Origin of the sequence: Streptomyces aculeolatus (assembly GCF_020400605.1) — a bacterium.
Lineage (GTDB): Bacteria > Actinomycetota > Actinomycetes > Streptomycetales > Streptomycetaceae > Streptomyces > Streptomyces aculeolatus.
On the sequence record NZ_JAINRD010000011.1, the window covers coordinates 1 to 25,472 of the forward strand.

The 25,472-nt window shown below is 73.9% G+C and carries 23 protein-coding genes; 7 read left to right on the forward strand and 16 right to left on the reverse strand.

Annotated features, from left to right (window positions below):
• Window positions 1-60: 60 nt before the first annotated feature.
• Together LG396_RS19345 and LG396_RS19350 are read left to right on the forward strand one after the other, a co-directional pair.
• Window positions 61-1,683, forward strand: coding sequence for a glycerol-3-phosphate dehydrogenase/oxidase (locus tag LG396_RS19345; protein ID WP_018837528.1), 1,623 nt, complete (start codon window positions 61-63; stop codon window positions 1,681-1,683).
• A 172-nt stretch (window positions 1,684-1,855) separates the two neighbouring features.
• The gene (locus LG396_RS19350) at window positions 1,856-2,527 is read left to right on the forward strand and encodes a FadR/GntR family transcriptional regulator (protein WP_018837527.1); all 672 of its coding nucleotides are present in this window, start codon (window positions 1,856-1,858) and stop codon (window positions 2,525-2,527) included.
• Between the two features lie 73 nt (window positions 2,528-2,600).
• On the opposite strand, the gene LG396_RS19355 is transcribed toward LG396_RS19350, so the two are convergent.
• The 6 genes from LG396_RS19355 to LG396_RS19380 all read right to left on the reverse strand — a co-directional run bounded on the left by LG396_RS19355 (window position 2,601) and on the right by LG396_RS19380 (window position 9,638).
• Window positions 2,601-3,428 (reverse strand): amidohydrolase family protein, encoded by an 828-nt coding sequence (locus tag LG396_RS19355; protein ID WP_225795720.1) that lies wholly within the window; start codon window positions 3,426-3,428, stop codon window positions 2,601-2,603.
• A gap of 2 nt (window positions 3,429-3,430) precedes the next feature.
• Window positions 3,431-4,408 carry an aldo/keto reductase gene (locus LG396_RS19360; RefSeq protein WP_225795721.1) on the reverse strand — a complete coding sequence of 326 codons (978 nt, stop codon included), beginning with the start codon at window positions 4,406-4,408 and terminating at the stop codon, window positions 3,431-3,433.
• Window positions 4,409-4,418: 10 nt separating this feature from the next.
• Window positions 4,419-5,480, reverse strand: coding sequence for an ABC transporter permease (locus LG396_RS19365; protein WP_263979351.1), 1,062 nt, complete (start codon window positions 5,478-5,480; stop codon window positions 4,419-4,421).
• Window positions 5,477-7,135, reverse strand: coding sequence for a sugar ABC transporter ATP-binding protein (locus LG396_RS19370; RefSeq protein ID WP_225795722.1), 1,659 nt, complete (start codon window positions 7,133-7,135; stop codon window positions 5,477-5,479). Before LG396_RS19370 ends, LG396_RS19365 begins: the two co-directional genes overlap by 4 nt.
• Window positions 7,136-7,138: 3 nt before the next feature.
• Window positions 7,139-8,185 carry a sugar ABC transporter substrate-binding protein gene (locus LG396_RS19375; protein WP_225795723.1) on the reverse strand — a complete coding sequence of 349 codons (1,047 nt, stop codon included), beginning with the start codon at window positions 8,183-8,185 and terminating at the stop codon, window positions 7,139-7,141.
• Window positions 8,186-8,306: 121 nt separating this feature from the next.
• On the reverse strand, window positions 8,307-9,638 hold the full coding sequence (locus tag LG396_RS19380; protein ID WP_225795724.1) for an enolase C-terminal domain-like protein: 1,332 nt from the start codon (window positions 9,636-9,638) through the stop codon (window positions 8,307-8,309).
• A gap of 261 nt (window positions 9,639-9,899) precedes the next feature.
• Here LG396_RS19380 and LG396_RS19385 point away from each other — a divergent pair, with 261 nt between their 5' ends.
• Window positions 9,900-11,090 carry a PAC2 family protein gene (locus tag LG396_RS19385; RefSeq protein WP_225795725.1) on the forward strand — a complete coding sequence of 397 codons (1,191 nt, stop codon included), beginning with the start codon at window positions 9,900-9,902 and terminating at the stop codon, window positions 11,088-11,090.
• A gap of 31 nt (window positions 11,091-11,121) precedes the next feature.
• On the opposite strand, the gene mshC is transcribed toward LG396_RS19385, so the two are convergent.
• From mshC to LG396_RS19405, 4 genes are all read right to left on the reverse strand, one after another.
• Window positions 11,122-12,351, reverse strand: a complete 1,230-nt coding sequence (gene mshC, locus LG396_RS19390; protein ID WP_225795726.1) for a cysteine--1-D-myo-inosityl 2-amino-2-deoxy-alpha-D-glucopyranoside ligase — start codon at window positions 12,349-12,351, stop codon at window positions 11,122-11,124.
• Between the two features lie 121 nt (window positions 12,352-12,472).
• On the reverse strand, window positions 12,473-13,387 hold the full coding sequence (locus LG396_RS19395; protein ID WP_225795727.1) for an SCO1664 family protein: 915 nt from the start codon (window positions 13,385-13,387) through the stop codon (window positions 12,473-12,475).
• The gene (locus LG396_RS19400) at window positions 13,351-13,941 is read right to left on the reverse strand and encodes a DUF3090 domain-containing protein (RefSeq protein WP_106435198.1); all 591 of its coding nucleotides are present in this window, start codon (window positions 13,939-13,941) and stop codon (window positions 13,351-13,353) included. The genes LG396_RS19395 and LG396_RS19400 overlap by 37 nt, the downstream gene beginning before the upstream one ends.
• Before the next feature lie 85 nt (window positions 13,942-14,026).
• On the reverse strand, window positions 14,027-14,767 hold the full coding sequence (locus LG396_RS19405) for an MSMEG_4193 family putative phosphomutase (RefSeq protein ID WP_225795728.1): 741 nt from the start codon (window positions 14,765-14,767) through the stop codon (window positions 14,027-14,029).
• Window positions 14,768-14,823: 56 nt separating this feature from the next.
• On the opposite strand from LG396_RS19405, the gene corA reads away from it, so the two are divergent.
• Window positions 14,824-15,822: a magnesium/cobalt transporter CorA gene (gene corA / locus LG396_RS19410; RefSeq protein WP_225795729.1), complete on the forward strand. Its 999-nt coding sequence runs from the start codon at window positions 14,824-14,826 to the stop codon at window positions 15,820-15,822.
• A 60-nt stretch (window positions 15,823-15,882) separates the two neighbouring features.
• Here the strand turns inward: corA and LG396_RS19415 are convergent, their stop codons facing one another.
• Entirely contained in the window at window positions 15,883-16,674 is a 792-nt protein-coding gene (locus LG396_RS19415; protein ID WP_100298455.1) for a hypothetical protein, read from the reverse strand.
• 236 nt (window positions 16,675-16,910) lie between these two features.
• Entirely contained in the window at window positions 16,911-17,960 is a 1,050-nt protein-coding gene (locus LG396_RS19420; protein WP_225795730.1) for an LLM class F420-dependent oxidoreductase, read from the reverse strand.
• A gap of 123 nt (window positions 17,961-18,083) precedes the next feature.
• On the opposite strand from LG396_RS19420, the gene LG396_RS19425 reads away from it, so the two are divergent.
• On the forward strand, window positions 18,084-19,091 hold the full coding sequence (locus LG396_RS19425; RefSeq protein WP_026276373.1) for an aldo/keto reductase: 1,008 nt from the start codon (window positions 18,084-18,086) through the stop codon (window positions 19,089-19,091).
• A complete protein-coding gene (locus tag LG396_RS19430; protein ID WP_225795731.1) occupies window positions 19,088-21,538 on the forward strand; it encodes a helix-hairpin-helix domain-containing protein in 2,451 nt (816 codons plus the stop codon). Before LG396_RS19425 ends, LG396_RS19430 begins: the two co-directional genes overlap by 4 nt.
• Before the next feature lie 54 nt (window positions 21,539-21,592).
• Here the strand turns inward: LG396_RS19430 and LG396_RS19435 are convergent, their stop codons facing one another.
• Window positions 21,593-22,357, reverse strand: coding sequence for a hypothetical protein (locus tag LG396_RS19435; RefSeq protein WP_199790340.1), 765 nt, complete (start codon window positions 22,355-22,357; stop codon window positions 21,593-21,595).
• Between the two features lie 47 nt (window positions 22,358-22,404).
• Here LG396_RS19435 and LG396_RS19440 point away from each other — a divergent pair, with 47 nt between their 5' ends.
• Entirely contained in the window at window positions 22,405-22,593 is a 189-nt protein-coding gene (locus tag LG396_RS19440; RefSeq protein ID WP_026276372.1) for a DUF5703 family protein, read from the forward strand.
• Window positions 22,594-22,781: 188 nt separating this feature from the next.
• Here the strand turns inward: LG396_RS19440 and LG396_RS39740 are convergent, their stop codons facing one another.
• The 3 genes from LG396_RS39740 to LG396_RS19455 form a co-directional block, all read right to left on the reverse strand.
• On the reverse strand, window positions 22,782-23,543 hold the full coding sequence (locus LG396_RS39740; protein WP_225795732.1) for a chaplin: 762 nt from the start codon (window positions 23,541-23,543) through the stop codon (window positions 22,782-22,784).
• A 140-nt stretch (window positions 23,544-23,683) separates the two neighbouring features.
• Window positions 23,684-23,917 (reverse strand): chaplin, encoded by a 234-nt coding sequence (locus LG396_RS19450; protein WP_037746743.1) that lies wholly within the window; start codon window positions 23,915-23,917, stop codon window positions 23,684-23,686.
• A 183-nt stretch (window positions 23,918-24,100) separates the two neighbouring features.
• Window positions 24,101-25,471 carry a M20/M25/M40 family metallo-hydrolase gene (locus LG396_RS19455; RefSeq protein WP_263979352.1) on the reverse strand — a complete coding sequence of 457 codons (1,371 nt, stop codon included), beginning with the start codon at window positions 25,469-25,471 and terminating at the stop codon, window positions 24,101-24,103.
• Window position 25,472 lies beyond the last annotated feature (1 nt).

A 25,472-nucleotide genomic window follows, 5' to 3' on the forward strand; every position in this document is an offset into this window, starting at 1 on the left:
GGACTGGCTCAAAGCAGTCCAGCGCACCATGGGCTGGATCGAAGACAAGGAGTAGCGACGATGACCCTCCCGCAGACCGTCCCGGCGGGGATACCCGCGCTCGGGACGCACCCGACGGCGGGCCGCACCCTGGGCCGCGCGGAGACCCGGGATCTGCTCGACCGGGCGACGTACGACCTCCTGGTCATCGGCGGCGGGATCCTGGGCACCTCGGTGGCCTGGCACGCCGCGCAGTCGGGACTGCGGGTGGCGATGGTGGACGCCGGCGACTTCGCCGGCGCCACCTCGTCCGCGTCCTCCAAGCTCGTCCACGGCGGCATCCGCTACCTGCAGAACGGCGCGGTGAAGCTGGTGGCCGAGAACCACCACGAGCGCCGGGTGCTGGCCCGCGACGTAGCACCGCACCTGGTCAACCCGCTCCCCTTCTACCTGCCGCTCTACAAGGGCGGCCCGCACGGCGCCGCCAAGCTCGGCGCCGGCGTCTTCGCCTACTCCGCGCTGTCCGCGTTCCGCGACGGCGTCGGCCACCTCATCACCCCGAGCCGGGCGGCCCGGGACATCCCCGCGCTGCGCACCGAAGGGCTGAAGGCGGTCGCCGTCTTCGGCGACCACCAGATGAACGACTCGCGGATGGCGGTGATGACGGTACGGGCGGCGGTCGGTGCCGGCGCCGTCGTCCTCAACCACGCGGAGGTCACCGGGCTGCGGTTCACCCACGGCCAGGTGACGGGCGCGGACCTGCGGGACCGGCTCAGCGGCGACGAGTTCGGCGTCGACGCCCGGCTGGTGCTCAACGCGACCGGGCCGTGGGTGGACCACCTGCGGCGCATGGAGGACCCGGCCGCGGCACCCTCCATCCGGCTCTCCAAGGGCGCGCACATCGTGCTCAAGCGGCAGTCGCCGTGGCACGCGGCGATGTCGACGTGGGTGGACAAGTACCGGGTCACCTTCGCGCTGCCGTGGGAGGACCAGCTGCTGCTGGGCACCACGGACGAGTCGTACGAGGGCGATCCCGCCGCCGTGCACCCGACCGACGCCGACATCGCGCAGATCCTCGACGAGGCGTCGCTGTCGGTGCGCGACGAGGACCTGTCCCCCGACCTCGTGACGTACGCCTTCGCCGGGCTGCGCGTGCTGCCGGGCGGCCCCGGCGGTACGGAGCAGGCCAAGCGGGAGACGGTCGTCACCGAGGGCACCGGCGGGATGCTGTCGGTGGCGGGCGGCAAGTGGACCACGTACCGGCACATCGGCCGGATGGTGCTCGGCAAGCTCGCCAAGGAGCACGGCGGCGCGATCGCCGAGGACATGCAGCCGGTGAAGTCCCTGGTACGGCACACACCGCTGCCGGGCGTGGCGAACCCGAACGCGGTCGCGCACCGGCTCCTGGTCGACCGCGACCCGGGGCACCGCATGGCCCCCGACACCGCCCGCCAGCTGGCCACGCACTACGGCTCGCTGTCGTTCGACATCGCCCGCCTGGTCAACGAGAACCCGGACCTGGGCGAGCGCATCCACCCCGACGGGCCCGAGATCTGGGCCCAGGTGGTGTACGCCCGCGACCACGAGTGGGCCGAGACGGAGGACGACGTGCTGCGCCGCCGGACGACGGTGACGATCCGCGGCCTGGACACCGCCGCCGTACGCGCCCGGGTGCGGGAACTGCTCGCGCGCGAGCGGGACTGAGCGCCCGCGGCGGGCGGGAAATCCGAGGGGAGAGGCACTCGTGGGGGCGCCTCTCCCCTCCCCCGTTTCCGCTCCCCGCGGGATTCGCCGCCCTCCCCCGCTCCACTCGCTCCGCACGCAGGCATAATGGAAGGGCGCAGACATCGGATGTCTGTGTCAGGGAGGGCGCGAGATGGCGGTCACGGACGAGGCGATCGAGAAGATCAAGGGAATGATCGTCTCCGGCAAGCTGCGGCCGGGCGACCGGCTGCCCAAGGAGAGCGAGCTGGCGGCCGAACTCGGCCTGTCCCGCAACTCGCTGCGCGAGGCGGTGCGCGCCCTCGCGCTGATCCGCATCCTCGACGTACGGCAGGGCGACGGCACGTACGTCACGAGCCTGGACTCCCAGCTCCTGCTGGAGGCGATGAGCTTCGTCGTCGACTTCCACCGCGACGACACGGTGCTGGAGCTGCTCGCCGTACGCCGCATCCTGGAGCCCGCCGCCACCGCGCTGGCCTGCACCGGCATCGGGGACCCGGAGCTGGACGCGCTGGAGGAGGAGCTGGCGGAGCTGGGCCAGGACCCGTCGGTGGAGGAACTGGTCCGCGCCGACCTGGAGTTCCACCGCCGCATCGTGCAGGCGTCGGGGAACTCCGTGCTCAACTCGCTGCTGGAGGGGCTGTCGGGGCCGACGGCCCGCGCCCGCATCTGGCGCGGCCTGACGCAGGAGGACGCGGTGCGGCGCACGCTCACCGAGCACCGGGCGATCCTCGACGCGATGCGCAGCCGGGACGCCGAGGCGGCGCGGTCGTGGGCGACGGTACACATCGCGAGCGTGGAGCAGTGGCTGCGCCGGACGCTGTGACACCGGGACACGGGGGGACACCCGGGACACCGGGCCAGAGGTGCCGGGCGCGGTGGCGCGCCCGGCTCCCGCGTCAGTCCGGGAAGTAGATCCGGCGGGCGTTGCCGCCGAAGAACGCCTCCCGCTCCGCCGCCGTCAGGTCCGCCACCGCCTCCTCGGCCAGCTCGACCACCTGTCCGTAGCCGGCCGCCAGCGTGCACACCGGCCAGTCCGAGCCGAACAGGATCCGGCCGGGCCCGAACACGTCGATCACGTGCCGGGCGTACGGCAGCACGTCCGCCGGCCGCCAGTGCTCCCAGTCGGCCTGCGTGACCAGGCCGGACAGCTTGCAGCTCACGTTGGGCAGCCGCGCCAGCTCCGCGACCAGGTCCGCCCACGGCTGCCACTCCCCCGCCGCGATCTGCGGCTTGCCCGCGTGGTCGAGGACGAACCTGGTGTGCGGCGCCGCGCGGCCCGCGGCGATCGCCGCCGGCAGCTCGCGCGGCGTCACCAGCAGGTCGTACACGAGACCGCACTCCCCCGCGAGCCCCAGCGCCCGCAGCACGTCGGGGCGGACCAGCCACCGCGGGTCGGCCTCCCCCTCGGCCTGGTGGCGCAGCGCGCCGAGCCGCGCGGGCGTACGGCGAAGGATGTCCGCGTCCAGGTCGGGCGCGGTCAGGTCGAGCCAGCCGCAGACCAGCCGCACCGGCGGGTCCGGCTCCTCGCACAGCTCCAGCGTCTCCTCGTACGACGACGAGGTCTGCACCAGCACCGTGCCGTCGATGCGGTGCTCCGCGAGGTGCGGCGCGAGGTCGGCCAGGGTGAAGGTGCGCCGCAGCGGGTCGGCCCAGGAGCCGTCCATCCACGGCTGCGGGCGGCGGGCGATGTCCCACAGGTGGTGGTGGGCGTCGATGCGCGGCACGCTCAGCCTCCCGCGGGCGCGGTCGCGGCCGCCGGCAGCGGCAGGTCGCCGTCGAGGAGCCCGAGTTCGACGAGCGCGGGCCAGAGCGCGTCGGGGATCTCGTACGCGAACATCTCCGCGTTCTCCTCGACGTCCCCCGGCCGGGAGGCGCCCGGCACGACGGACACGACCGCCGGGTGCGCGAACGGGTAGCGCAGCGCCGCCGCCTTCAGCGGCACCCCGAACTCGCCGCACACCTGGGCGATCCCGCGCGCCCGCTCCACAGTCTCGGCCGGCGCCCGGCCGTAGTGGAACCGTGCGCCGGGCCGCGGGTCGGCGAGCAGCCCGGTGTTGTAGACGCCGCCGACGACGACGGAGGTGCCGCGCCGTGCGCACACGGGCAGCAGGTCGTCGTACGCGCTGCGCTCCAGCAGCGTCCAGCGGCCGGCGCACAGCACCACGTCGACGTCGAGGTCGGCGACGAGCCGGCCCAGGTGGTCGCTGAAGTTCATGCCGAAGCCGATGGCTCCGACGACCTTCTCCGCCTTCAGCTCCGCGAGCGCGGCGAAGGCGGTCTCGTACACCTCGGGCAGGTGGTCCTCCACGTCGTGCAGGTAGGCGATCTCGACGCGGTCGAGCCCCAGCCGCTCCAGCGACGACTCCAGCGTCGCCCGGATCCCGTCCCTGCTGAGGTCCCACACCCGGCCGCGGGCCGGGGTGTCGACGAAGTCGTGGGCGGGCTCGGTCTCGCCCGGGCCGAGGGGCCGCAGCCGCCGGCCGACCTTGGTGGACACGGTGTACGAGTTCCGCGGCCGGCCCGCGAGCGCGCGGCCGAGGCGCTCCTCCGACAACCCGACGCCGTAGTGCGGGGCGGTGTCGAAGTAGCCGTAGCCGTGCGCGAACGCGGTCTCGACGATCTCGGCCGCGGTGGCGTCCGGCATCGGCCGGTAGAGGTTGCCGAGGTTGGCGCAGCCGAGGCCGAGCCTGGGTATGGGGGGCATCCGCCGCCTCTCAGTCCTGTTTCTCGCCGCTGACGAACCGGGAAATGACCAGGGCCACGATGATGATCGCCCCGTTGAGGAACTTCGTCCACTCCGCCGGCACGCCCGCGAGCGTCATCACGTTGATGACGAGTTGGAGGGTCAGCACGCCGGTCAGCGCCCCGAAGAGGGTGCCGCGGCCGCCGCGCAGGCTGATGCCGCCGATGACCGCCGCGGCGAACACCTGGAAGATCATGTCCTTGCCCTGGCCGGCGGAGACCGAGCCGTAGTGGCCGGTGTAGAGCACGCCGGCGAAGGCCGCGAGCATGCCGCCGATGGCCAGGACGATCCAGGTGATGCGGTCCACGCGGATGCCCGCGGCGCGCGCGGCCTCGGGGTTGCCGCCGATGGCGTACAGCGCGCGCCCGTGCCGCAGGTAGCCGAGCATCAGGCCGCCGACGGCGTAGAGGCCGAGGCAGACGTAGACGGCGGCGGGGACGCCGAGCCAGCTCTCCTTGCCGAGGTACGCGAAGGACTCGGGCACCTCGATGATGGACTTGCCGCCCGTGATGCCCTCGTGCAGGCCGCGCAGCATGACCAGCATGCCGAGCGTGGCGATGAAGCCGTTGACTCTGAGCTTGAGGATGAGGAAGCCGTTGAACAGGCCGATGGCGGCGCCGACGAGGAGGCACAGGATGATCGACGTGCCGGACGGCAGCAGTTCGATGCCGGTGAACCGGCCGCCCTCGGCGGGCAGGACGAGCCAGAGCGCGATCACCGGCGCGACGCCGATGGTCGACTCCAGCGAGAGGTCCATCCGGCCGCTGATGAGGATGAGGGCCTGCGCGAGGACCAGCAGCCCGAGTTCGGTGGACTGCTGGACGACGCCGATGAGGTTGTCGGAGGTCAGGAACGCGGGCGAGACGATGAAGCCGATCACGCCGAGCACGAAGATGACGGGTACGAGCGAGAAGTCGCGCCAGCGGCCGAGGTCGATCTCCACCCCGCCGAGCTGCAACTGCGGCTTCTTCTCCACCGCCGCTCCGCCCTCGGCCGCGGTGGCCGGCGGCGCTGTGGACGTAGGCCGTGTCATGCTTGCTGCCCCTTTTCCGGCTGGTCCCGCTGGTCGGGCTCGTCTGGCTGCTCTGGCTGGTGTGGCTGGTCCGACGTGTCCGAGTCGGCCGGCTGAGTTTGCCGGCCGCCCTGCTCCTGCTGCGGTGCGCGCTCTTCCGGCTCGATGCCCTCCATGGCGGCGACCAGCTCCCGGTCGCTCCAGCCGCCGGCGAACTCCGCGACCACCCGCCCGTGGAAGAGCGCGAGCACCCGGTCGCAGACCCGCAGGTCGTCGAGTTCGTCGGAGACGATGACGGCGCCGCTGCCGCCCTCCGCCACCCGCCTCACGACGCCCAGCAGGGCGTCCTTGGACTTCACGTCCACACCCGCGGTCGGCTTGATCGCCACCAGCACGCCGGGGTCCCGGGCGAGCGCGCGGGCGATCACCACCTTCTGCTGGTTGCCGCCGGACAGCCCGTCGACGTCCTGGGAAGGCCCGGACGTCTTGATGTCCAGCGACTCGATCATGCGCTGCGCGAACCGGCGGGTGCGCGACGGCAGCACGGTGCCGTACGGGCCCAGTTGGTCCGCGACGGTGAGCGTGGCGTTCTCCGCGACGCTGCGGCCGGGCACCAGGCCCTGTTCGTGCCGGTCCTCCGGTACGTAGCCGATGCCGGCCTCCAGCGCGTGCGGCACGCTGCCGGTGCGTACGGCGGTGCCGCGCACCTCGACCCGGCCGCCGTCGGGCGTCCGCATGCCGACGAGGGTCTCGCCGATCGCCGTGTTGCCGCTGGCGGCGGCGCCGGCCAGGCCGACGACCTCGCCCGCGCGCACGGCGAGGTCCAGCGGCTCGTACGCACCGGCCACCGCCAACGCCCGCGCCCGCAGCACGGGCTCGGCACCGCCTGCGGCCGTCGCCTGCCGCGGGAGCGCGGCGGCCCCGGCGGCGCCCGCGGCACCGGGGGGCGCGCCCTCACCGGTCATCGCCGCGACCAGGTCCTCCTTCGGCAGTCCTGAGACCGGCGCGGTGAGGATGTGCCGGGCGTCGCGGAAGACGGTGACGGTGTCGCAGAGTTCGTAGACCTCCTGGAGGTGGTGGGAGATGAAGAGGAAGGCGACGCCCTGCCGCTGCAGTTCGCGCAGCTTGTCGAAGAGCCGGTCGATGCCGCCGGCGTCGAGCCGGGCCGTCGGCTCGTCGAGGATGATCAGCCGGGCACCGAAGCTCAGGGCTCTCGCGATCTCCACGAACTGCCGCTGCTCGACGCCGAGGTCCTTCGCCCGCGCCGACGGGTCCACCTCCACGCCGTACGCCGCCAGCAGCTCGCGGGCGCGGGCGCGCAGCCGGCGCCAGTTGATGGCGCCGGTGCCGGTGAAGCGGTTGAGGAAGAGGTTCTCGGCGACCGTGAGATCCGGCACGATCATGAGCTTCTGGTACACGCACGCGACCCTGGCGCGCCACGCCGCCGTGTCGCCGAACGACGGCGCGCTCTCGCCGGAGAAGGCGACCGTACCGGTGTCGGGGCGCTCCATGCCGGTGAGCACGGAGACGAGGGTCGACTTCCCGGCCCCGTTGCGGCCGACGAGGGCGTGTGCCTCACCGGCCGCGACCTCCAGGTGCACGCCGTCGAGCGCGAGCGTGGGGCCGAAGCGTTTGACGACGCCGTCGGCGCGTACGGCGGGGGGCGCCGCGGGCACGGCTCAGCCCTGCTTTTCGAGCTGGTTGGCCCACAGCTCGGGGTCGTCGACGTTCTCCTCGGTGACCAGCGGGGCGGGCAGCTGGTCCTCCAGGCCGTTCGGGATCTTGACGATCTTCGAGCCGTGGTCGGTCTTGCCCGGCTTGAACTCCTTGCCCTTCAGCGCCTGCTGGGCGTAGAAGAGCGCGTACTCGGCGTAGAGGTCGGCGGGCTGGGAGACGGTGGCGTCGATCTTGCCGGCCCGGATGGCGTCCAGTTCCTCGGGGATGCCGTCGTTGGACACGATCGTGATGTGGCCGTCCTCGCCGGCGGGCTTGAGCATGTTCTTCTGCTCCAGCAGCGCGAGGGTGGGCTGCAGGAAGACGCCGCCGGCCTGCATGTAGATGCCGTCGATCGACTTCTCCTTGGCCAGCACGCTCTGCAGCTTCGCGGAGGCGACATCGCCCTTCCACTCGGTGGGCAGCTCGAAGACCTCCATGTCGGGGTACTTCTCGTCCATGCACTTCTTGAACGCCACCGAGCGGTCGCGGCCGTTGATGGAGGCCAGGTCGCCCTGGAACTCCACGACCTTGCCCTTGCCGCCGAGCTGCTCGCCGAGGTACTCGCACGCCTTGATGCCGTACGCCTCGTTGTCGGCCCGTACGACCATGTAGACGTCGCCCTTGTCGGGGCGGGTGTCGACGCTGACGACGGGGATGTCCTCCTCCGCCAGCCGCTCCAGGGTGGAGGCGACGGCGCCGGTGTCCTGCGGCGCCATGATGACGGCGTCGGCGCCCTGGTCGGTGAACGCCTGCACGTTGGCGACGAGCTTGCCGATGTCGTTCTGGGAGTTGGTGATCGGCAGGGCGTCGACCACGCCGTCCGAGACGCCCTTCTTCAGGTACTGGTGGTAGGAGTTCCAGAAGTCGCTGTCGGTGCGCGGCATGTCGATGCCGACCTGGCCGTCGGCCCCGGCCGCGTCGTTGCCGCGGTTGCAGGCCGCGAGCGGGGCGATGGCGAGGAGGGTGGTGCAGGCCGCGACGGCGGTCGTGCGGAGTCTGCGAGTCAGCATGGGAGTCCCGTCCCGTCGTTCGTCTCGGGTGTACGGCTGGGGGGTTCGGCTCGGGCCGCGGCGTGCCGGGGGGCCGGCCGCGCGGCGAGGGGTGCGGCGAAGGGTGCGCCGGGCACGGGGGTCAGCTCCCGTGGCCCGGCCGGGCGTCCTGCTGCGCGACGGCCTGCCATACGGGGCCGTCGGGGTAGCGGTGCGCGGCCAGCGACTCGGGGTGCATCCGCGCGGAGAAGCCGGGGGCCTCGGGTGCGCGGTAGCAGCCGTCGACGACGACGGCCGGGTCGGCGAAGTGCTCGTGGAGGTGGTCGACGTACTCGATGACGCGGTCCTCCCGGGTGCCGGAGACGGCGACGTAGTCGAACATGGCCAGGTGCTGCACCAGTTCGCACAGGCCGACGCCGCCGGCGTGCGGGCAGACCGGGACGCCGTGCTTGGCAGCGAGCAGCAGGATGGCCAGGTTCTCGTTGACGCCGGCCACCCGCGCGGCGTCGATCTGCACGAAGTCGACGGCGCCGGCCTGGAGCAGCTGCTTGAACATGACGCGGTTGGCGACGTGTTCGCCGGTGGCGACCTTCACCGGCTGCCCGGCGCGTACGGCGGCGTGGCCGAGCACGTCGTCGGGGCTGGTGGGCTCCTCGATCCAGTGCGGCGCGTACGGGGCCAGGGCGGTCATCCAGCGCACGGCGTCGGCGACGTCCCAGCGCTGGTTGGCGTCCACGGCGATGCGCACATCCGGGCCGACGGCCTCGCGGGCGAGCCGCATGCGCCGTACGTCGTCGTCGAGGTCGCCGCCGACCTTCAGCTTGATCTGGCCGAAGCCCTCGGCGACGGCTGCCTTGGAGAGCTGGACGAGCTTCTCGTCGGAGTAGCCGAGCCAGCCGGGGGTGGTGGTGTACGCGGGGTAGCCCTCGGCGCGCAGCAGGGCGGCCCGCTCGGCGCGGCCCGGCTCGGCGGCGCGCAGCAGGGCCAGCGCCTCGTCGGGGGTGAGGGCGTCGGAGAGGTAGCGGAAGTCGACGAGGGAGACCAGCTCCTCGGGGGTCATGCGGGCCAGGAACTCCCACACCGGCAGCCCCGCCTGCCCGGCGGCCAGGTCCCAGGCGGCGTTGACCACGGCGCCCGCGGCCATGTGGATCACGCCCTTCTCCGGGCCGAGCCAGCGCAGTTGGGAGTCGTGGGTGAGGGTGTTGCACAGCTCGGCCAGGTCGGCGGCGGTGCGCGGCGCGGGGCGGCCCACGACGTACGGCGCGAGGGAGCGGATGGCGGCGGCGGTGACGTCGTTGCCGCGGCCGATGGTGAAGCAGAAGCCGTGGCCCTCGATGCCGGGGTCGTCGGTGCGGAGCACGACGTAGGCGGCGGAGTAGTCGGGGTCGGGGTGCATGGCATCCGACCCGTCCAGCTCAAGGGAGGTGGGGAAGCGGATGTCGGAGACGTCCAAATCGGTGACAGTCGGTCGCATGCAGGCTTCCCTCGCGTCTGGAACATCGGATCTTTCAGCAGTCATCCGATGTATATCCGGGTGGGCTTGCCAACGTCCAGAGGCAGTGAGTGATTTATCCGTACCGACGTGCCGCCAACCCTCCCCAAGGTGCACACCTCGGATGAATCGGTACTCGTGCCGCACGGGATACGGCGCGTCGGCGGGGAAGCCTTAGGCTGGGGGCCGCATGTCTCGGAGCACGTGGCCACAGGGGCCGTTACCGCCGGAAGGAGGCGCTGGGTGATCGAGCTGGAGGGGCTGCCCGAGCTGGTCGATCCGGTGATGATCTGCGCCTTCGAGGGCTGGAACGACGCCGGCGACGCCGCCTCCTCCGCGGTCGGCCATCTCGACCGGGAGTGGAAGGGCGAGGTCTTCGCGTCGCTCGACGCCGAGGACTACTACGACTTCCAGGTCAACCGGCCCACCGTCACCCTCCACGGCGGCGTACGGAAGGTCACCTGGCCCACGACGCAGCTCTCCGCGGTACGGATCGCGGACGCCGACGGCAAGGGCCATCCGCGGGACCTCGTGCTCGTCCGCGGGATCGAGCCCAGCATGCGCTGGCGCTCCTTCTGCAACGAGATCCTGGGCTTCGCCCACGAGTTGGGCGTCGAACTGGTCGTCCTCCTCGGCGCGCTCCTCGGCGACACCCCGCACACCCGGCCCGTGCCGGTGACGGGGGTGACCTCCGACCCGGAGCTGGCCGAGTCGATGGACCTGGAGGAGACCCGCTACGAGGGCCCCACGGGGATCGTCGGCATCCTCCAGGAGGCGTGCACGCACGCGGGGGTGCCCACCGCCAGCCTGTGGGCCGCCGTGCCGCACTACGTCTCCCAGCCGCCGAACCCGAAGGCCACCCTGGCGCTGCTCAACCGGCTCGACGACCTGATCGGGGTGCGCATCCCGCTCGGCGAGCTGCCCGAGGACGCGCGCGCCTGGCAGCTGGGCGTGGACCAGCTCGCCGCGGAGGACAGCGAGGTCGCCGAGTACGTGCAGACGCTGGAGGAGGCCCGCGACACGGCGGAGCTGCCGGAGGCGTCGGGCGAGGCGATCGCCCGCGAGTTCGAGCGCTACCTGCGCCGCCGCGACCCGGGCGCCGGGCCGTACCTGCGCGACCTGTCCGGGCCCCTCGCGGACCTCACGGAGCGGGGAGAGCCGCGGGCACCGGAGGAGCGCGGCGGGGACGGCGCGGAGGACGAAGGCGACGGCGGCGAGGACGCTGCCGCGGCGGAAGGCGCCGCCGAGGCGGCGGACGACGGGGAGGCCGAGGAGGGCACCGGGGACGACTCGGCCGCCGGGAGCGCCGACGGCGGAGACGCCGGGGACACTGCCGGGGACGACTCCTCCGACGACGGCTCCTCCGACGGTGCCGCGTCCGACGGCGACGGCAAGAAGCGCGACGGCGGCGGCGCGGCCGGCGGCAAGGACTGACGCCGGCCCGCCCGCCCTCGCCCCGGATCCGCTACAGCGCCACGCCCAGGAGCGCGTCCACCGCCCGCGAGACCACGCCGGGCGCCCCCGTGTCCGTACCGCCCTCGGTGCGCTGGAGCGCCGCCCAGCGGTCCACGGCGGCCAGCGCCGCGGGCGAGTCCAGGTCCTCCGCAAGCGCGGCGCGGATCTCCTCCACGAGCCCCTCCGCGTGCGGGCCCTCCGGCCGGGAGACGGCGTCCCGCCAGCGCGCCAGCCGCTCCTGCGCGTGCTGGAGCCCGTGGGCGGTCCACTCCCAGTCCGTGCGGTAGTGGTGGTCGAGCAGCGCGAGCCGTACGGCCACGCTGTCGATGCCGTCGCGGCGCAGCTGGGAGACGAAGACCAGGTTGCCCCGGGACTTCGACATCTTCTCGCCGTCGAGGGCGACGAGCCCGGAGTGCACGTACGCCCGGGCGAAGGGGAACTGCCCGGTCAGCACCTGCGCGTGGGACGCGCCCATCTCGTGGTGCGGGAAGATCAGGTCGCTGCCGCCGCCCTGCACGTCGAAGGTCATGCCGAGGTGGTCCAGCGAGATGGCGACGCACTCGATGTGCCAGCCGGGCCGGCCGCGGCCCAGGGAGCCGCCGTCCCAGCTCGGCTCGCCCGCGCGCTCGGCGCTCCACAGCAGCGGGTCGAGCGGGTTCTTCTTGCCGGGGCGCTCGGGGTCGCCGCCGCGCTCGGCGGACAGCTCCCGCATGGTCGCGGCGTCGAGCCCGGAGACGGAGCCGAAGCGGGGGTCCGATTCGACCGAGAAGTAGATGTCGCCGTCGAGTTCGTACGCCGCGCCGGCGTCGCGCAGCCGCTCCACGAGGGGCACGATGCGCGGTATCGCCTCCACCGCGCCGACGAACTCGCGCGGCGGCAGGTTGCGCAGGGCCGTCATGTCGTCGCGGAAGAGGTCCGTCTCGCGGTCGGCGAGCGCGGTCCACTCCTCCCCCGTCTCGGCGGCCCGGACGAGCAGCGGGTCGTCGACGTCCGTCACGTTCTGGACGTAGTGGACCTGCCGCTTGTTGTCCAGCCAGACGCGCTGCACGAGGTCGAACGCGGTGTAGGTGGCCGCGTGCCCCATGTGGGTGGCGTCGTAGGGGGTGATGCCGCAGACATAGATGCGGGCCTCCGGGCCGGGGTCGAGGGTGACGAGCCCTCCGGTCGCGGTGTCGTGGAGGCGGAGGTCGCGGCCGGTGCCGGGGAGCACCGGGACCTCGGGAGCAGGCCAGGCATGCATGTAAACGAGCGTAACCGGCGGTTGCCTGGTGAAACGACCCGGGCGGCGCGAGGCCGCGGTTTCGGACAGGGGTGGGAGGGTTCGTACGGAATATGCCCGGGGAGGGCGGCGCGGGCCGGGCTCAGACCGGCGGCCAGGGGATGGCAGGCCACTCGCCGCTGGGCTCCGGGTGCCGTCCGGAGGCCAGCAGGGCGGCCGTACGGGCGCGCAGGGCGGCCACCTCCGCCGGGGTGATCAGCGGCGCCAGCCGGGCCGCCAGCGGGCCGTCCGCGGCGAGGCCGTCCGCGAGCCTCCGCAGCACGGCGACGGCCTCGGCGGGCAGCGGCTCGCCGGCCCAGCCCCAGAGCAGGGTGCGCAGCTTGTCGTCGGTGTGGAACGTCACTCCGTGGTCGATGGCGTAGAGCCGGCCGCCGGGGGCGGGCAGCAGGTGGCCTCCCTTGCGGTCGCCGTTGTTGATCACGGCGTCGAGGACGGCGAGGCGGCGCAGGCGGACGTCGTCGGCGTGCACGAGCAGCGCGGGCCTGCCCTCGCCGGTCTCGGCGAAGCCGACGGCCTTCCACCCGGGTCCCGGCTCGTCGCCCTCGACGAGGGCGAGCAGGTCGGCCCCGGCGGGCACCGGGCCGCCGGCGCCGGCGGCGTCACCTGGGTCCGCGGAGGCGCCGGTGTCCGGGTCCGCCTCGTCCGCCGCGGGGATCCAGAGCTGGCACATGCCCTCGCCGAACGGCCCCTCGCGCAGCACCGTCGGCGGCACCAGCCCCCAGCCGGTGGCCTCGGAGACCTCGTACGCCGCGACCTCGCGCTCCGCCAGCGTGCCGTCCGGGAAGTCCCACAGCGGCCGCTCCCCCGCGACCGGCTTGTACACGCACTCCGCCGTGCGCCCGGCGTGGGCGACGGTGCAGAACAGGACCGCGTTCGACGCACCGCGGATGCGCCCGGCGACGGTCAGCTCGCCGCCGGTGAGCAGCGTGCGGGCCTCGTCGGGCGCCAGGGCGAGCGGGCTCACTCTCCCCGGCGGTATCCGTTCTGGCGCGGACATACGTGTCCCTCCGGGTCGAGCGGCAGACTGCACAGCGGGCAGGGCGGCCGGCCGGCGTTCACCACGTCGTTGGCCCGCTTGGCGAAGGCGCGCGCCATCTGCCCGGTGAGGCGGACGCGAAGCATCGGCGGACCGTTCTCGTCGTCCTGCAGCAGCGCCTCCTCGGCCGCCGCCAGGTCCTCGTCGGAGTCGGCGTCCAACTCGACCAGGGCCTGTGCCTCGACGACCATGCGCTCGCTCTCCGCGTCCCACGCCAGCGCCATCGTGCCGACCCGGAACTCCTCCTCGATGGGGGCGTCCAGGGGCGCGGTGTCGGACAGCTCGGTGGGGGCGACGGCGGGCACGTCGCTGGTGCCGCCGCTGCGCCGTACCACCTCGTCGAGAAGCTCGTCGATCCGCTGGGCCAGCGCGGACACCTGCGCCTTCTCCAGCGCAACGCTCGTGGTGCGGCCGGACTTGGACGCCTGCAGGAAGAAGGTACGGCGCCCCGGCAGCCCGACCGTGCCGGCCACGAAGCGGTCCGGCGGGTCGTAGAAGTACACCTCACGCGGCACGTGCTGCTCCGATTGCTCGTCTCCTGAACGCGATCCGCTGCGGGACCGATCCGACCACCCTACTGCGACAGCTGATCATCGGGGATCAACCGGCTCCGGCACCGCCGCCCACCTCCGCGGCGGACGCGTCCGGCGCACTCTGCTCCGTGCCCCGCGCCCCGCTCTCCGCCTCCGCGTCCGGCTCTGCGGGGGGCGGAGGGGCGAGGCCGTCGAGCCGGCCGGTGTCCCCGAGGAGCAGCACGAAGGGGCGCAGCGGGGTGTAGCGGATCGCGGTGACGGAGGCGGGGCCGACGGCGATGCGCTGGAAGAGGTCCAGGTGCATCCCGAGCGCGTCCGCCACCACGGACTTGATGACGTCGCCGTGGCTGCACATCACGTACAGCGCCTCCGGGCCGTGCTCGGCGGTCACGGTGGCGTTCCACTCCCGGACCGCCTCGACGGCGCGCGCCTGCATCGCCCGCATCGTCTCGCCGCCGGGGAACCCGGCCGCCGACGGGTGCTGCTGCACGGTGGCCATCAGCGGGTCCGCCGCCAGTTCGGCGAGCTTGCCGCCGCTCCACTCGCCGTAGTCGCACTCGGTCAGCCGCTCGTCGACGTGCACCGGCAGTTCCGGGCGGGCGGCCAGCAGCGGCTTCAGCGTCTCGCGGCAGCGTTCGAGCGGGCTGGTGACCACGGCGGCGGGCGCCAGGGCGGCCAGCCGGGCGGGCAGCTCGGCGGCCTGCTCGGCGCCGCGCGCGTCCAGCCCGACACCCGGGCTGCGGCCGGCGAGCACGCCGTCCACGTTGGCCGTGGACCGGGCGTGCCGGAGCAGTAGGAGGGTGGGCATGCCAGCCAGAGTACGTCCTGCGCGACAGACGGCACGGTTCGGGAAAGAATGACGGTGTGATCGTCGACTGCGCGCTCTACCGGCACGGCCGGCGCGTACCCGCGCCCGCGGACGTCCCGGCCGTGCTCGCGCAGGCGCGCGCCGAGGAGGACACCTTCTGCTGGATCGGGCTCTTCGAGCCGTCCCGCGAGGAGTTCGACGCCCTCACCCACGGGCTCGGCCTGCATCCGCTCGCGGCGGAGGACGCGGTCACGGCGCACCAGCGGCCGAAGCTGGAGGCGTACGAGGCGGCGCTGTTCCTCGTCCTCAAGCCCGTCCTCTACGACGACCGCACGGACACCATCACCGTCAGCGAGATCAACACCTTCGTGGGCGACTCCTTCGTGGTCACCGTGCGGCACGGCGAGGCGAATCCGCTCGGGCAGGTGCGGGCCCGGCTGGAGCGGCAGCCGGAGGTGCTGGCGCACGGGCCGACGGCGGTGGTGTACGCGGTGTGCGACGCCATCGTCGACAACTACCTCGACGTCGCCGACGACTTCCACACCGACCTGGAGGAACTGGAGGCGGAGGTCTTCCAGCCGAGCGGGCGCGACCCCGGCCGCTCGGCCGGGCGGATCTACGACTTCAAGCGGCAGGCGCTGGAGTTCCGCCGCGTCACCGGCCCGCTGACCGACCCGATCACACGGCTGGCGGGGGCCGGGCTGCCGTTCGTCAACGAGCGGGCGCGGCCGTTCTTCCGCGACGTCGGTGACCACCTCACGCGCGTCAACGAGCATGTGGAGACCATCGACCGGCTGCTGTCCGACATCCTCGCGGCGCATCTGGCGCGGGTGGGGGTGCAGCAGAACGACGACATGCGCAAGATCTCCGCGTACGCCGCCATGGCCGCGGCGCCGACCGTCATCGGCAGCATCTACGGGATGAACTTCGACCACATGCCGGAGCTGCACTGGACGCTGGGGTATCCGGCGGTGCTGCTGGTGATGGCGTCGGTGGTGCTGTGGCTGTACGTGTTCTTCCGCCGCCGCGGCTGGCTGGGGGCCAACGGGCGCTGAGTGCCGCACCCCGCACCCTCCGGCCCGTGTGCCGCCGGCGGTGCCCGCGTGCTGTTCGCGTCAGGCGAACTCGGTGGCGGTGCGCGGCGGCGGCCCGCCGAGGGCGTTGCGGCGCTCCGGCATCCGCAGCGAGACCATCCGCCGCCAGCCGCCGGCGCGTTCGTACGCGTACACCGCCTCGATGCCCGCGGACAGCAGCGCGCGTCTGCCGCGCGACCAGTCCAGGATCCGCCCCATGTGGTCCATCACCGCGTGGCTGACGTCCCGGTACACCCGGATCTCCGCGTGCGCGGCCTCGCGCAGCGCGGCCCGTACGCGCCGGCCGTGGCCCTTCTCGATCATGGCGAGCAGTTCCTCGTGGCAGTAGGCGAGGTGGTTGTCCTCGTCGTGGGAGATCATCCGCACCGCGCGGCCGATGTCCGGGTGGTCGCCGAAGTGCTTGAGGAGCATCGCCATCTGGTCCGACGCCCGCTGCTCGGTGACCCTGCTGTGCGCGAGGTACGTGATGATGTCGGCCTCGGTGAGCTGCCGGTCCCGGTGCAGCCGGTCGTGGGCGAGGCCGATGCCGATGCCCTCCAGCAGCATCGTGTAGTCGGTCTCGCCCGGGACCTCCACCGGCTCCAGGCCGCGCTTCTTCATGAGGGCGCCGAAGATCCGGCCGTGCTTGTCCTCGTCGGCGCCGTGCCGGGCCACCTTGGGGGCCAGCTCCCGGTACGAGTCGGGGACGAGGACGGAGATGCGGGCGTTCTCCCAGCCGCCCTGGGCCTCGCCGGCGGCGGCGATGGAGCAGAACAGCCGGAAGGTGTCGTCGTTGTCGAGGATCTCCTTGTACAGGTCCTTGGCCGAAAGCATGTCACCGTCGCCTTTCACCGCCGGAATACACCCGTATCCGAGTGAATGACGCAGATGGGCAGGACGCAACACCGAGGTGCGCACCATCCGCCATGCGGGCGATCCCGTAACCGGAGGGGGCACGGTGCGTTGGGTGGGGTGACGGCCGTGGCGGGGAGGACCCCGAGCCCCCACCACGGCCGTCGTGCCGCCCGGAACCGTCAAGGGCTGCCGATACCGCGGGGCGGGCCGAGGGCTCAGGCGAGGCCGGCGCGCTCCAGGGCCTCCACGCCGGCGCGTACGCCCGCGATGCGCTCCTCCCGCGTGAACCCGGACGGCGCCAGCGACAGGGACGTCACCCCCGCCTCTGCGTACGCGCGCATCCGGTCCGCGATCCGCTCCACCGGGCCGAGCAGCGTGGTGGCGTCGATCAGCTCCTGCGGCACGGCGGCGGCAGCGGCGGCCTTGTCGCCGGCGAGGTACGCGGACTGGATCTCGGCGGCCTCGCGCTCGTAACCCATGCGCCCGGCGAGGCGGTTGTAGAAGTTCTGCTTGGCGCTGCCCATGCCGCCGACGTACAGGGCGGTGTACGGGCGGAAGACGTCGGCGAGCGCGGCGATGTCGTCCCCCAGGGCCATCGGGACCGTGGGCACGATGTCGAAGCCGTCCAGCTCCTTGCCGGCCTTCGCGCGCCCGGCGCGCACGTGGCGCAGGGTGGTCTCCTCGGCGTGCTCCGGCGAGTAGAAGACGAGCAGGGCGCCCTCGGCGATCTCGCCGGTCTGCTCCAGGTTCTTCGGGCCGATGGCGGCGATGTAGACGGGGATGTGCTCGCGCACGGGGTGGACGGTCAGCTTGATCGGCTTGCCCGCCCCGTCGGGCAGCGGCAGCGTCCAGTGCTCGCCCGCGTACGACAGCCGCTCGCGCGACAGCGCCTTGCGCACGATCTCCACGTACTCGCGGGTGCGGGCGAGCGGCTTGCCGAACTCCACCCCGTACCAGCCCTCGGAGACCTGCGGCCCGGAGACGCCGATGCCGAGGCGGAAGCGGCCCTCGGTGAGGGAGTCGAGGGTGGCGGCGGTCATCGCCGTCATGGCGGGGGCGCGGGCCGGGATCTGGAAGATCGCGGAGCCGACGTCGATGCGCTCGGTCTTGGCGGCGACCCAGCTCAGCACGGTGGCCGCGTCGGATCCGTACGCCTCGGCGGCCCAGCACACCTCGTAGCCGAGGCGGTCGGCCTCCTGCGCGACGGCGAGGTTGTCGGCGTCCATGCCGGCGCCCCAGTAGCCGAGGTTGATCCCGAGCCGCATGCGGGCCTCCCTGCTCTCCGGCGTCTCGCGCCGAGGTTTCGTACCGGTGGGTAATATATCTGTGCGACTCTAGCGCGACCGTCCGCGGCGCGCAGCGCGCCGGCCCCAGTAATCTCAACGCCCATGGAGCACAGGCAACTCGGCCGCACGGGCCTTCGCGTCTCCCGCATGGGACTGGGCACCCTCACCTGGGGGCGCGACACCGGGGAGCCGGAGGCGGCCGGACTGCTGAAGACGTTCTGGGAGGCCGGCGGGACGCTCGTCGACACCGCCGACGTGTACGCCGACGGCGGCGCGGAGTACCTGCTGGGGCGGCTGCTGGGCAGCCTCGTACCGAGGCGGGACATCATCGTCGCCACCAAGGCGGGCAGCGTGCCCGATCCCGAGCGCCGCTTCGACACCTCCCGGCGGCACCTGCTCGGCGCGCTCGACGCCTCGCTGGAGCGGCTCGGCACCGACTACGTCGACCTGTGGCAGGTGCACGCCTTCGACCCGTACACGCCGCTGGACGAGACCCTCCAGGCCCTCGACACCGCCATAGCGAGCGGCCGGGCCCGCTACGCGGGCGTGAGCAACTTCAGCGGCTGGCAGCTCGCCAAGGCCGCCACCTGGCAGCTCGCCGGCGCCGCGGGCGGCGGCGCGGGTGCGGCGGGCGGCCGGACCCGGCTGGCGTCGACGCAGATGGAGTACTCGCTGCTGCAGCGCGGGGTGGAGCGCGAGGTGCTGCCGGCGGCGCTGGACCTGGGCGTGGGCCTGCTGCCGTCGTCGCCGCTCGGCCGGGGCGTCCTGACCGGCAAGTACCGCGACGCCACCCCGCCGGGCTCGCGCGGCGCCTCGGAGCACCTGGCGCCGTTCGTGGCGCCGTACCTGGACGAGGAGGCCGGCCGGGTGGTCGACGCCGTGACCACGGCGGCGGACGGCCTCGCGGTGACGCCGCTGGAGGTGTCGCTCGCGTGGGTACGGGACCGGCCGGGGGTGGCCGCGCCGCTGGTCGGGGCGCGCAACGCCGAGCAGTTGTCGGCGGCGTTGTCGGTGGAGGGTCTTACGCTTCCTGACGAGATCTGCCAGGCGCTGGACGACGTGTCGGCGCCCGTGCACCGCTATCCCGATCAGGACTGGAGCACGCTGTGAACGACGCACGGGAGGCCGCGGCCGCCGCGGAGGCGGCCGGGACCGCGGAGACGGCGGCGGGCGGCGCCGAGGTGGGCGACGGGGCCGGCGAGGATGCGGCGGCCGGTGAGGGTGCGGAGAGCGGCGGCGGTACGGCCGCGGGGCCCGGCGCGGGCGCGGCGGACGACGGCGCCGGCGAGGGCGCGGACGGGGCTGACGGGGGCGAGGACGGGGCTGACGGCGGCGAAGGGCATCCGCGGCGGGCCGCCGTGCCCGTCGAGAGCGGGTCGGCGCTGACCGGCAAGGCGGCGGAGCTGCTGGCCGCCGTACGGGCCGTGGAGAGCGGCGAGCGCGACGCCGCCGCGTTCTTCCCCACCCCGGCGCGGCCGCCCAGGCCGGTCCGGAGCCCGGAGCCCGCGGCGGGGACGAGGGCGGCTCCGGAGCCCGGCGCCCCCGGGAGCGGCGCCGCTCAGACGCAGCCGGCCGGCCCGGCGGAGCCGAGCGCGGAGGCGGTCGCCGCCGTACGGCAGTTGCTGGCCGGCGCGGGCGCCCCCGAGGAGCCTGCGGCGCGCGTCGCGGGGCACTTCGGCGACGGGGCGGCGGAGTTGCTGCGGACGGACCCGTGGCAACTGCTCGCGGTGCCGGGCGCACGGCCGTCGCAGGCCGACGAGTTCGCCCGCGGGCTCCTGGAGTCCGCGGAGCCCGGGGACGGGCGCCGGGTGGAGGCGCTGGTGGGCTGGCTGCTGGCGCAGGCGGCGCTCCGGGGGCACACCGCGCTGGAGTTCCCCGCGCTGGCGCAGGCCCTGTCGGGGTACGGGGTGCCGGACGCCGAGGACGCGCTGCGCGAGGCGGCGGCGACGGGCGGCGTGCTGGTCTTCGAGGAGCGCGTGGAGCCCGCGGGGCCGCCCGCGCCCGCTCCCGCCGCGGAGGGCGGCGAGGACGGCGAGGACGGCGAGGAGGAGGTTCCCGTCCGGCTCCTGCTCGGCCTGGAGCGGTACGCGATGGCGGAGGAGGGCCTCGCGGACGGCCTGTCCCGGCTCGTGAACACGCTCACGCCGCCGGGTCCGGCGGACGGCGGCGCCGACACGGCCGCCGGGGCGGACGAGCGCGAAGCGGCGGGCGCGGACGATCCGGACGGCCCCCGCGGCAGCGGCACGGCCGGTGCGTACGACCCGCGGGACGGGGACGGGGACGGGGACGCGGGCGTCCGCGCAGCGGGCGCGGCCGCGTGGGAGGCCGCTGCCGAGGCCGCGCCCTCGCCCTCCGCCGCGGAGCTGATCCGCGCCGCCGCGGGCAGCGGGCTCGTCCTGCACAACGGCGGCGAGGCCGCCCGCGCGGAACCGGCGGCGCTGGTCGCCGCGGCCCGCGCCCTGGGGCTGCGCGCGTACGCGGCCGCCCACACCGACGACGGCCGCACCCGCCTGGCCGCGCTGCTCGCCGCGGCCGCCGGGGCGGCCGCCGGGCCGGAGGCCGGGGACGTACGGGACCACTCCGCCCCCGAAGCGGACCCGGCCGCCCGCGGTGCCGTCACCGTGCGCGGGCTGCTCTCCGGCCGGGAGGGCCCCGGGCGCGACGCGGACGGGCTGCTCGGCGTCGACGTGCTGGCCGTGCTGGACGCGCCGCAGCTCGACGCCGAAGCCGCCGCCGCCCTCGTCGAGGCGCTGCCCGACGGCGCCCGGCTGGTGCTCAGCGGCGACCCGGGGCTGCTGGAGTCCGCGGGGCCCGGCCGGGTCTTCGCCGACGTCGCCGCCGCGCGGGTCTGCCCGCGGGTGACGTCCCGCACCCCCGACCCCGGCCCGATCGGCGAGCTGGTCTCCGGCGTCGGCGCCGGTGAACTGCAGGCCGTGGCGGCGCCCGGCAAGGAGGTGGTGATCGTCCCGGTGCAGGACCCCGGCGAGGCGGTCCACCGCACCGTGCAGCTCGTCGCGGACTCCGTGCCGCGCGCCCTCGGGGTGCCCGCCGCGGACACGCAGGTGATCGCCGTGGGGCACGGCGGCGCCGCCGGCACCCGGGTGCTGAACGCGGCGCTGAAGGAGCGGCTCAACCCCGGCCCCGGCACGTTCGGCGGCTTCGACGCGGGCGACCGCGTCGTGTACGTGCCCGCTCCCGGCACGGCCGTCCCCGGCCTGGTCACCTCCGGTGACGACGCCGGGCTGCACCTCGACTGCGGGGGCACCGCCGTCGTCGTCCGGCCGGACCGGGTCGCCGAGGCCGTACGGCACGGGTGGGCGCTGACCGCGCACCAGGCGGCGGGGCGGCGCTGGCCCGCGGCGGTGGTCGTCGTGCCCGGGGACGCGGAGGCGGCGCTGAGCCGCTCGTGGGCGTACACGGCGTTCGGCCGCGGCGAGCGGCACCTGTCCGTCGTGCACGGCGCGGGCCCCGCGCTGGCCCGGCGCCTCGCGGAGGTGCCGGCCCCGCCGCGTACGACGCGGCTGCGGAGCCTCCTCGCCGCCCAGACGCGGTCCTAGGGACAGGACGGCAAAGGGCCCGGCGCAGGCGCGCCGGGCCCCGCCAGAGCGTGCTCAGCGGCTCGTGTCCACCGGCTCCAGCTCGTCGTCGCCGTCGTCCAGGTCGTCGAGCGCGTCGGCCACCCGGCCGTCCCGCCGCTCGCCGTCCGCGTCCTCGTCGTCGATGTCCGCGTCGTCCTCCGCGTCGAACTCCAGCTCGTCCTCCTCGAACGACGCGCTGACGTCGAAGCGGCAGATGACCAGCTCGGGGTCGACCTGGTCGAACGGCGCCGAGAGCCACTCCCCCGGCTCCGCCGGCTCCTCCGCCGCCGCCACCCACACCGCGGAGTCGCCCTCGGAGAGGCCGAACTCCCGGTGCCGCGACGCGATCTCGTCCGGTTCGAACTCGCCGAAGAGCACCCCGACCGCCGTGGTCAGGCTGCTGCCCACGGCCTCCCGGTCCTCGGCGTCGTCCCCGCCCGCGGCATCCGGGTCGAGGTCGGCGATGCGCTGTGCCTGAGCCAGCAGCCGGTGCGGCTCCGCCACGGTGTAGTCCCGGCGGATGAGGACGCTGAGCGCCCCCGGCTCGTCGGGCCCGGTGTAGGCGGGCAGCGTGTCGCTGCTGGGGATCTCGAAGGGGGTCACTTCGTCGTGGACCTCGTACAACACCTCGTCGTACGCCTCGGCTGCCGCTGCCAGCTCCTCGAAGGCGGCATAGACGGCAGAGCCCTCCTCGCCCGACCGGCGCTCGACCGCTTCGAGGTGGCGGTCGATCGCGGCTTTCAGCACCGACGCGGCGGCGCGTACCTCGGCAGCCGTAGGCTGCGCAGCATCAGACATAGTGCAGACGCTATCCGGAGCGAGGCACTTTCCGCACAATGGATGCGATGCCGGAATACGAGTTTCGTGATGTCTATGTGCCGCGGGGAGTCTCACGGGCCGCTGCGGCGAGGCTCCTGACCGACCAAGCCGAGTACGGGCACTGGGAGTTGCACCGGCTCCGGCTCTACCCCGACGGCAGCCGCAGGGCGCGGCTGCGGCGCCGGATCATCAGACAGGTACGGGCGACGTGGTGAGCCCGACGGATCCCTGACCATCGCATCGACAAGCCGCTGACCTGCGACGTCTCCATGCCCCGCGGCCCGGCACCGAAGAGTGCCGGGCCGCGGGTGCCGAGCCGGCAGGGGGCGGGTCCGGTGCACCGGACCCGCCCCCTGCCGTCGGTTACCTGCTCAGACCGCCGACGCGGTCATGCCGGGCGCGATCACGCCGCGGCGCGAGCGCGGCGGTAGAGGACCGCGCCGCCCAGCAGCAGTCCGCCGCTGAGCGGGATGATTGCGCCCAGCGGGATGCCCGCGCCGGTTTCCGCGAGCTGCTCGGGGGCCGCGGGCGGTGCGGCCTGCGTCTCGTGCTTCGGCGGGGTGTCCTTGGGCACGTCGGGCCGGTCCGGGGTGCGGGGCGGCTCGGGGGTGTCCGGCTCGTCCGGGGTGTCCGGCTCGTCGGGGATGTTCTGCTTCGGCGGCTCCTCGGCCTTGGGCGGCTCCGGGGTGACACCGTTGCCGCACTCGTTGCCGAAGACGGCGTTGCCGACGCCGACGACGTTGGCGGAGTTCCCGCACACGTTCACCGGCACGTCCACGGGCGCCTGCACCGTGTTGCCGGAGAGCACGCCCGGGGACTGCGACGACTGGCCCTGGGCCTGGGCCCCGCCGCCGGTGGTGTGGCCGCCGGCGGCGGGGCCGCCGGCCTTGTCGCCGGCGTCGGCCTTCTTGCCGCCGCCGTCGTCGTTCACACAGGTGTTGCCGTACGCGGGGTTGAGCAGCCCGCCGACGTTCACTGTGTTGCCGCACGCGTTCACCGGTACGTTCACCGGGGCCTGCACCGTGTTGCCGGAGCCGATACCGGGGGAGTTCGTCGCTGCGCCCTCGGCGCCCGCGTCCGCCTGCGCGGCGGCGGCGCCTGCGGCGACCAGCATGCCGCCTGCGGCGGCGATGGTGAACAGGCCCTTCCTTGCGACATGTCGCATGGGTCTTTCCTGCCTTCTGAGCTCTGGGTACTCGAGCGGGCGGGCCGTCCCCGCGCCGCCCGTACAGAAGCCCGTCCGGCCCCGGAGCGCTGCTGCGCGCTCCGGGGCCGTACGGTCACACCCTTACGGGAGATTCAACGTCACTTGTTGACGCAGGTGTTGCCGAACGCCGGGTTCAGCAGACCAATGATGTTCACGGTGTTGCCGCAGGCGTTCACGGGAATGTGAATCGGGGCCTGCACGACGTTGCCGGACAGCACGCCCGGGGACTGCAGGGCGGCACCCTGCGCACCCGAGTCGGCGGCGGCGACGCCTGCACCCGCGAGCATGAGACCGCCCGTGGCGGCCGCCGCGGCGACAACCTTCTTGATCATTCTTCCTCCTCATTGACGGTGCGGCCCCAGCAGCGGACCGCACCCAATGCAACGACGAGGTAGGTATCGAGCTACGCGCTTATCGTGCCATTCACCCGATTCAGTCCGATTGGCACAAGCAGCCGATTCGACGGCGCCCGCCGCCCGGCCGCGAACGCGCCTCCGTCAGGGAGAAACCCCAGCTCAGCAGGCATCGAGGAACCGGTCGAGCACCCGGACGCCGAACTGCAGCCCCGCGACCGGTACCCGCTCGTCGACGCCGTGGAACATCCCGGCGAAGTCCAGCTCCGGCGGCAGCTGCAGCGGCGCGAAGCCGAAGCAGCGGATGCCGAGGTCGTCGAAGGACTTGGCGTCGGTGCCGCCGGAGAGGCAGTACGGCACGGCGCGGGCGATCGGGTCCTCCGCCTTGAGCGCGGTCGCCATGGCGTCGACCAGCGCCCCGTCGAAGGTGGTCTCCAGCGCCTTGTCCGCGTGCACGTCCTCGCGCTTGACGCGCGGGCCGAGGATGCGGTCGAGGTCGGCGAGGAACTCCTCCTCGTGCCCCGGCAGGAAGCGGCCGTCGACGTGCGCCGTGGCCTGCCCGGGGATCACGTTCACCTTGTAGCCGGAGCCGAGCATGGTGGGGTTGGCGGTGTTGCGCAGGGTGGCGCCGATGATCTTCGCGATGCCGCCGAGCCGCGCGAGGGTGGCGTCCATGTCCTCGGGGTCCAGCTCGACGCCGAGGGCGTCGCCCAGCTCGTCGAGGAAGCCGCGTACGGACTTGGTCAGCCGCACCGGGAACTCGTGCCGCCCGAGCCGGGCCACCGCCTCGGACAGCTCGGTGATGGCGTTGTCCCGGTTGGTCATGGAGCCGTGCCCGGCGGTCCCGTCGACCGTCAGGCGCATCCAGTGCATGCCCTTCTGCGCGGTCTCGATCAGATACAGCCGCACGTCCTCGTTCACGGTGAACGAGAAGCCGCCGACCTCGCCGATGGCCTCGGTCACGCCCTCGAACAGCTCCGGTTTCGTGTCCACCAGGTGCCGGGCCCCGTAGAGCCCGCCGGCCTCCTCGTCGGCGAGGAAGGCCAGCACGACGTCGCGCGGCGGCTTGCGCCCGGAGCGCAGCCGCTCGCGTACGACGGCGAGGGTCATGGCGTCCATGTCCTTCATGTCGACCGCCCCCCGCCCCCAGACGCAGCCGTCGGCGACCTCGCCGGAGAAGGGGTCGTGGGTCCAGTCGGCGGCGTTGGCGGGCACGACGTCGAGGTGCCCGTGGATGAGCAGCGCGGGCCGCGAGGAGTCCTCGCCCTCGATCCGCGCCACGGTCGACGCCCGCCCGGGGTGCGACTCGAAGATCTCCGGTTCGAGCCCCACCTCGGCCAGCTTCTCCGCCACGTACTCCGCGGCCGCCCGCTCCCCCGGCCCGGAGTGGTCGCCGTAGTTGCTGGTGTCGATCCGGATCAGCTCGCGGCAGAGGTCGACGACCTCGCTCTCCGCGCGCTCGACGGTGCCGCCACGGGCGTTCTCCGGCTGGCTCACGATGCCTCCCTGGCACGTTCGGGGTCCACGTCCCATC

Bases quoted from the DNA above. Each gene is read 5' to 3' on its own strand.
- LG396_RS19395 (WP_225795727.1), bottom strand. From the start codon at position 13,387: ATGTCCGCGCCAGAACGGATACCGCCGGGGAGAGTGAGCCCGCTCGCC.
- mshC (WP_225795726.1), bottom strand. From the start codon at position 12,351: ATGCATGCCTGGCCTGCTCCCGAGGTCCCGGTGCTCCCCGGCACCGGC.
- LG396_RS19435 (WP_199790340.1), bottom strand. From the start codon at position 22,357: ATGTCTGATGCTGCGCAGCCTACGGCTGCCGAGGTACGCGCCGCCGCG.
- LG396_RS19455 (WP_263979352.1), bottom strand. From the start codon at position 25,471: ATGGGACGTGGACCCCGAACGTGCCAGGGAGGCATCGTGAGCCAGCCG.
- LG396_RS19440 (WP_026276372.1), top strand. From the start codon at position 22,405: ATGCCGGAATACGAGTTTCGTGATGTCTATGTGCCGCGGGGAGTCTCA.
- LG396_RS19405 (WP_225795728.1), bottom strand. From the start codon at position 14,767: ATGCCCACCCTCCTACTGCTCCGGCACGCCCGGTCCACGGCCAACGTG.
- LG396_RS19360 (WP_225795721.1), bottom strand. From the start codon at position 4,408: ATGCCCCCCATACCCAGGCTCGGCCTCGGCTGCGCCAACCTCGGCAAC.
- LG396_RS19375 (WP_225795723.1), bottom strand. From the start codon at position 8,185: ATGCTGACTCGCAGACTCCGCACGACCGCCGTCGCGGCCTGCACCACC.
- LG396_RS19450 (WP_037746743.1), bottom strand. From the start codon at position 23,917: ATGATCAAGAAGGTTGTCGCCGCGGCGGCCGCCACGGGCGGTCTCATG.
- LG396_RS19365 (WP_263979351.1), bottom strand. From the start codon at position 5,480: ATGACACGGCCTACGTCCACAGCGCCGCCGGCCACCGCGGCCGAGGGC.
- LG396_RS19380 (WP_225795724.1), bottom strand. From the start codon at position 9,638: ATGCGACCGACTGTCACCGATTTGGACGTCTCCGACATCCGCTTCCCC.
- LG396_RS19420 (WP_225795730.1), bottom strand. From the start codon at position 17,960: ATGCGGCTCGGGATCAACCTCGGCTACTGGGGCGCCGGCATGGACGCC.
- LG396_RS19345 (WP_018837528.1), top strand. From the start codon at position 61: ATGACCCTCCCGCAGACCGTCCCGGCGGGGATACCCGCGCTCGGGACG.
- LG396_RS19425 (WP_026276373.1), top strand. From the start codon at position 18,084: ATGGAGCACAGGCAACTCGGCCGCACGGGCCTTCGCGTCTCCCGCATG.
- LG396_RS39740 (WP_225795732.1), bottom strand. From the start codon at position 23,543: ATGCGACATGTCGCAAGGAAGGGCCTGTTCACCATCGCCGCCGCAGGC.
- LG396_RS19415 (WP_100298455.1), bottom strand. From the start codon at position 16,674: ATGCTTTCGGCCAAGGACCTGTACAAGGAGATCCTCGACAACGACGAC.
- LG396_RS19350 (WP_018837527.1), top strand. From the start codon at position 1,856: ATGGCGGTCACGGACGAGGCGATCGAGAAGATCAAGGGAATGATCGTC.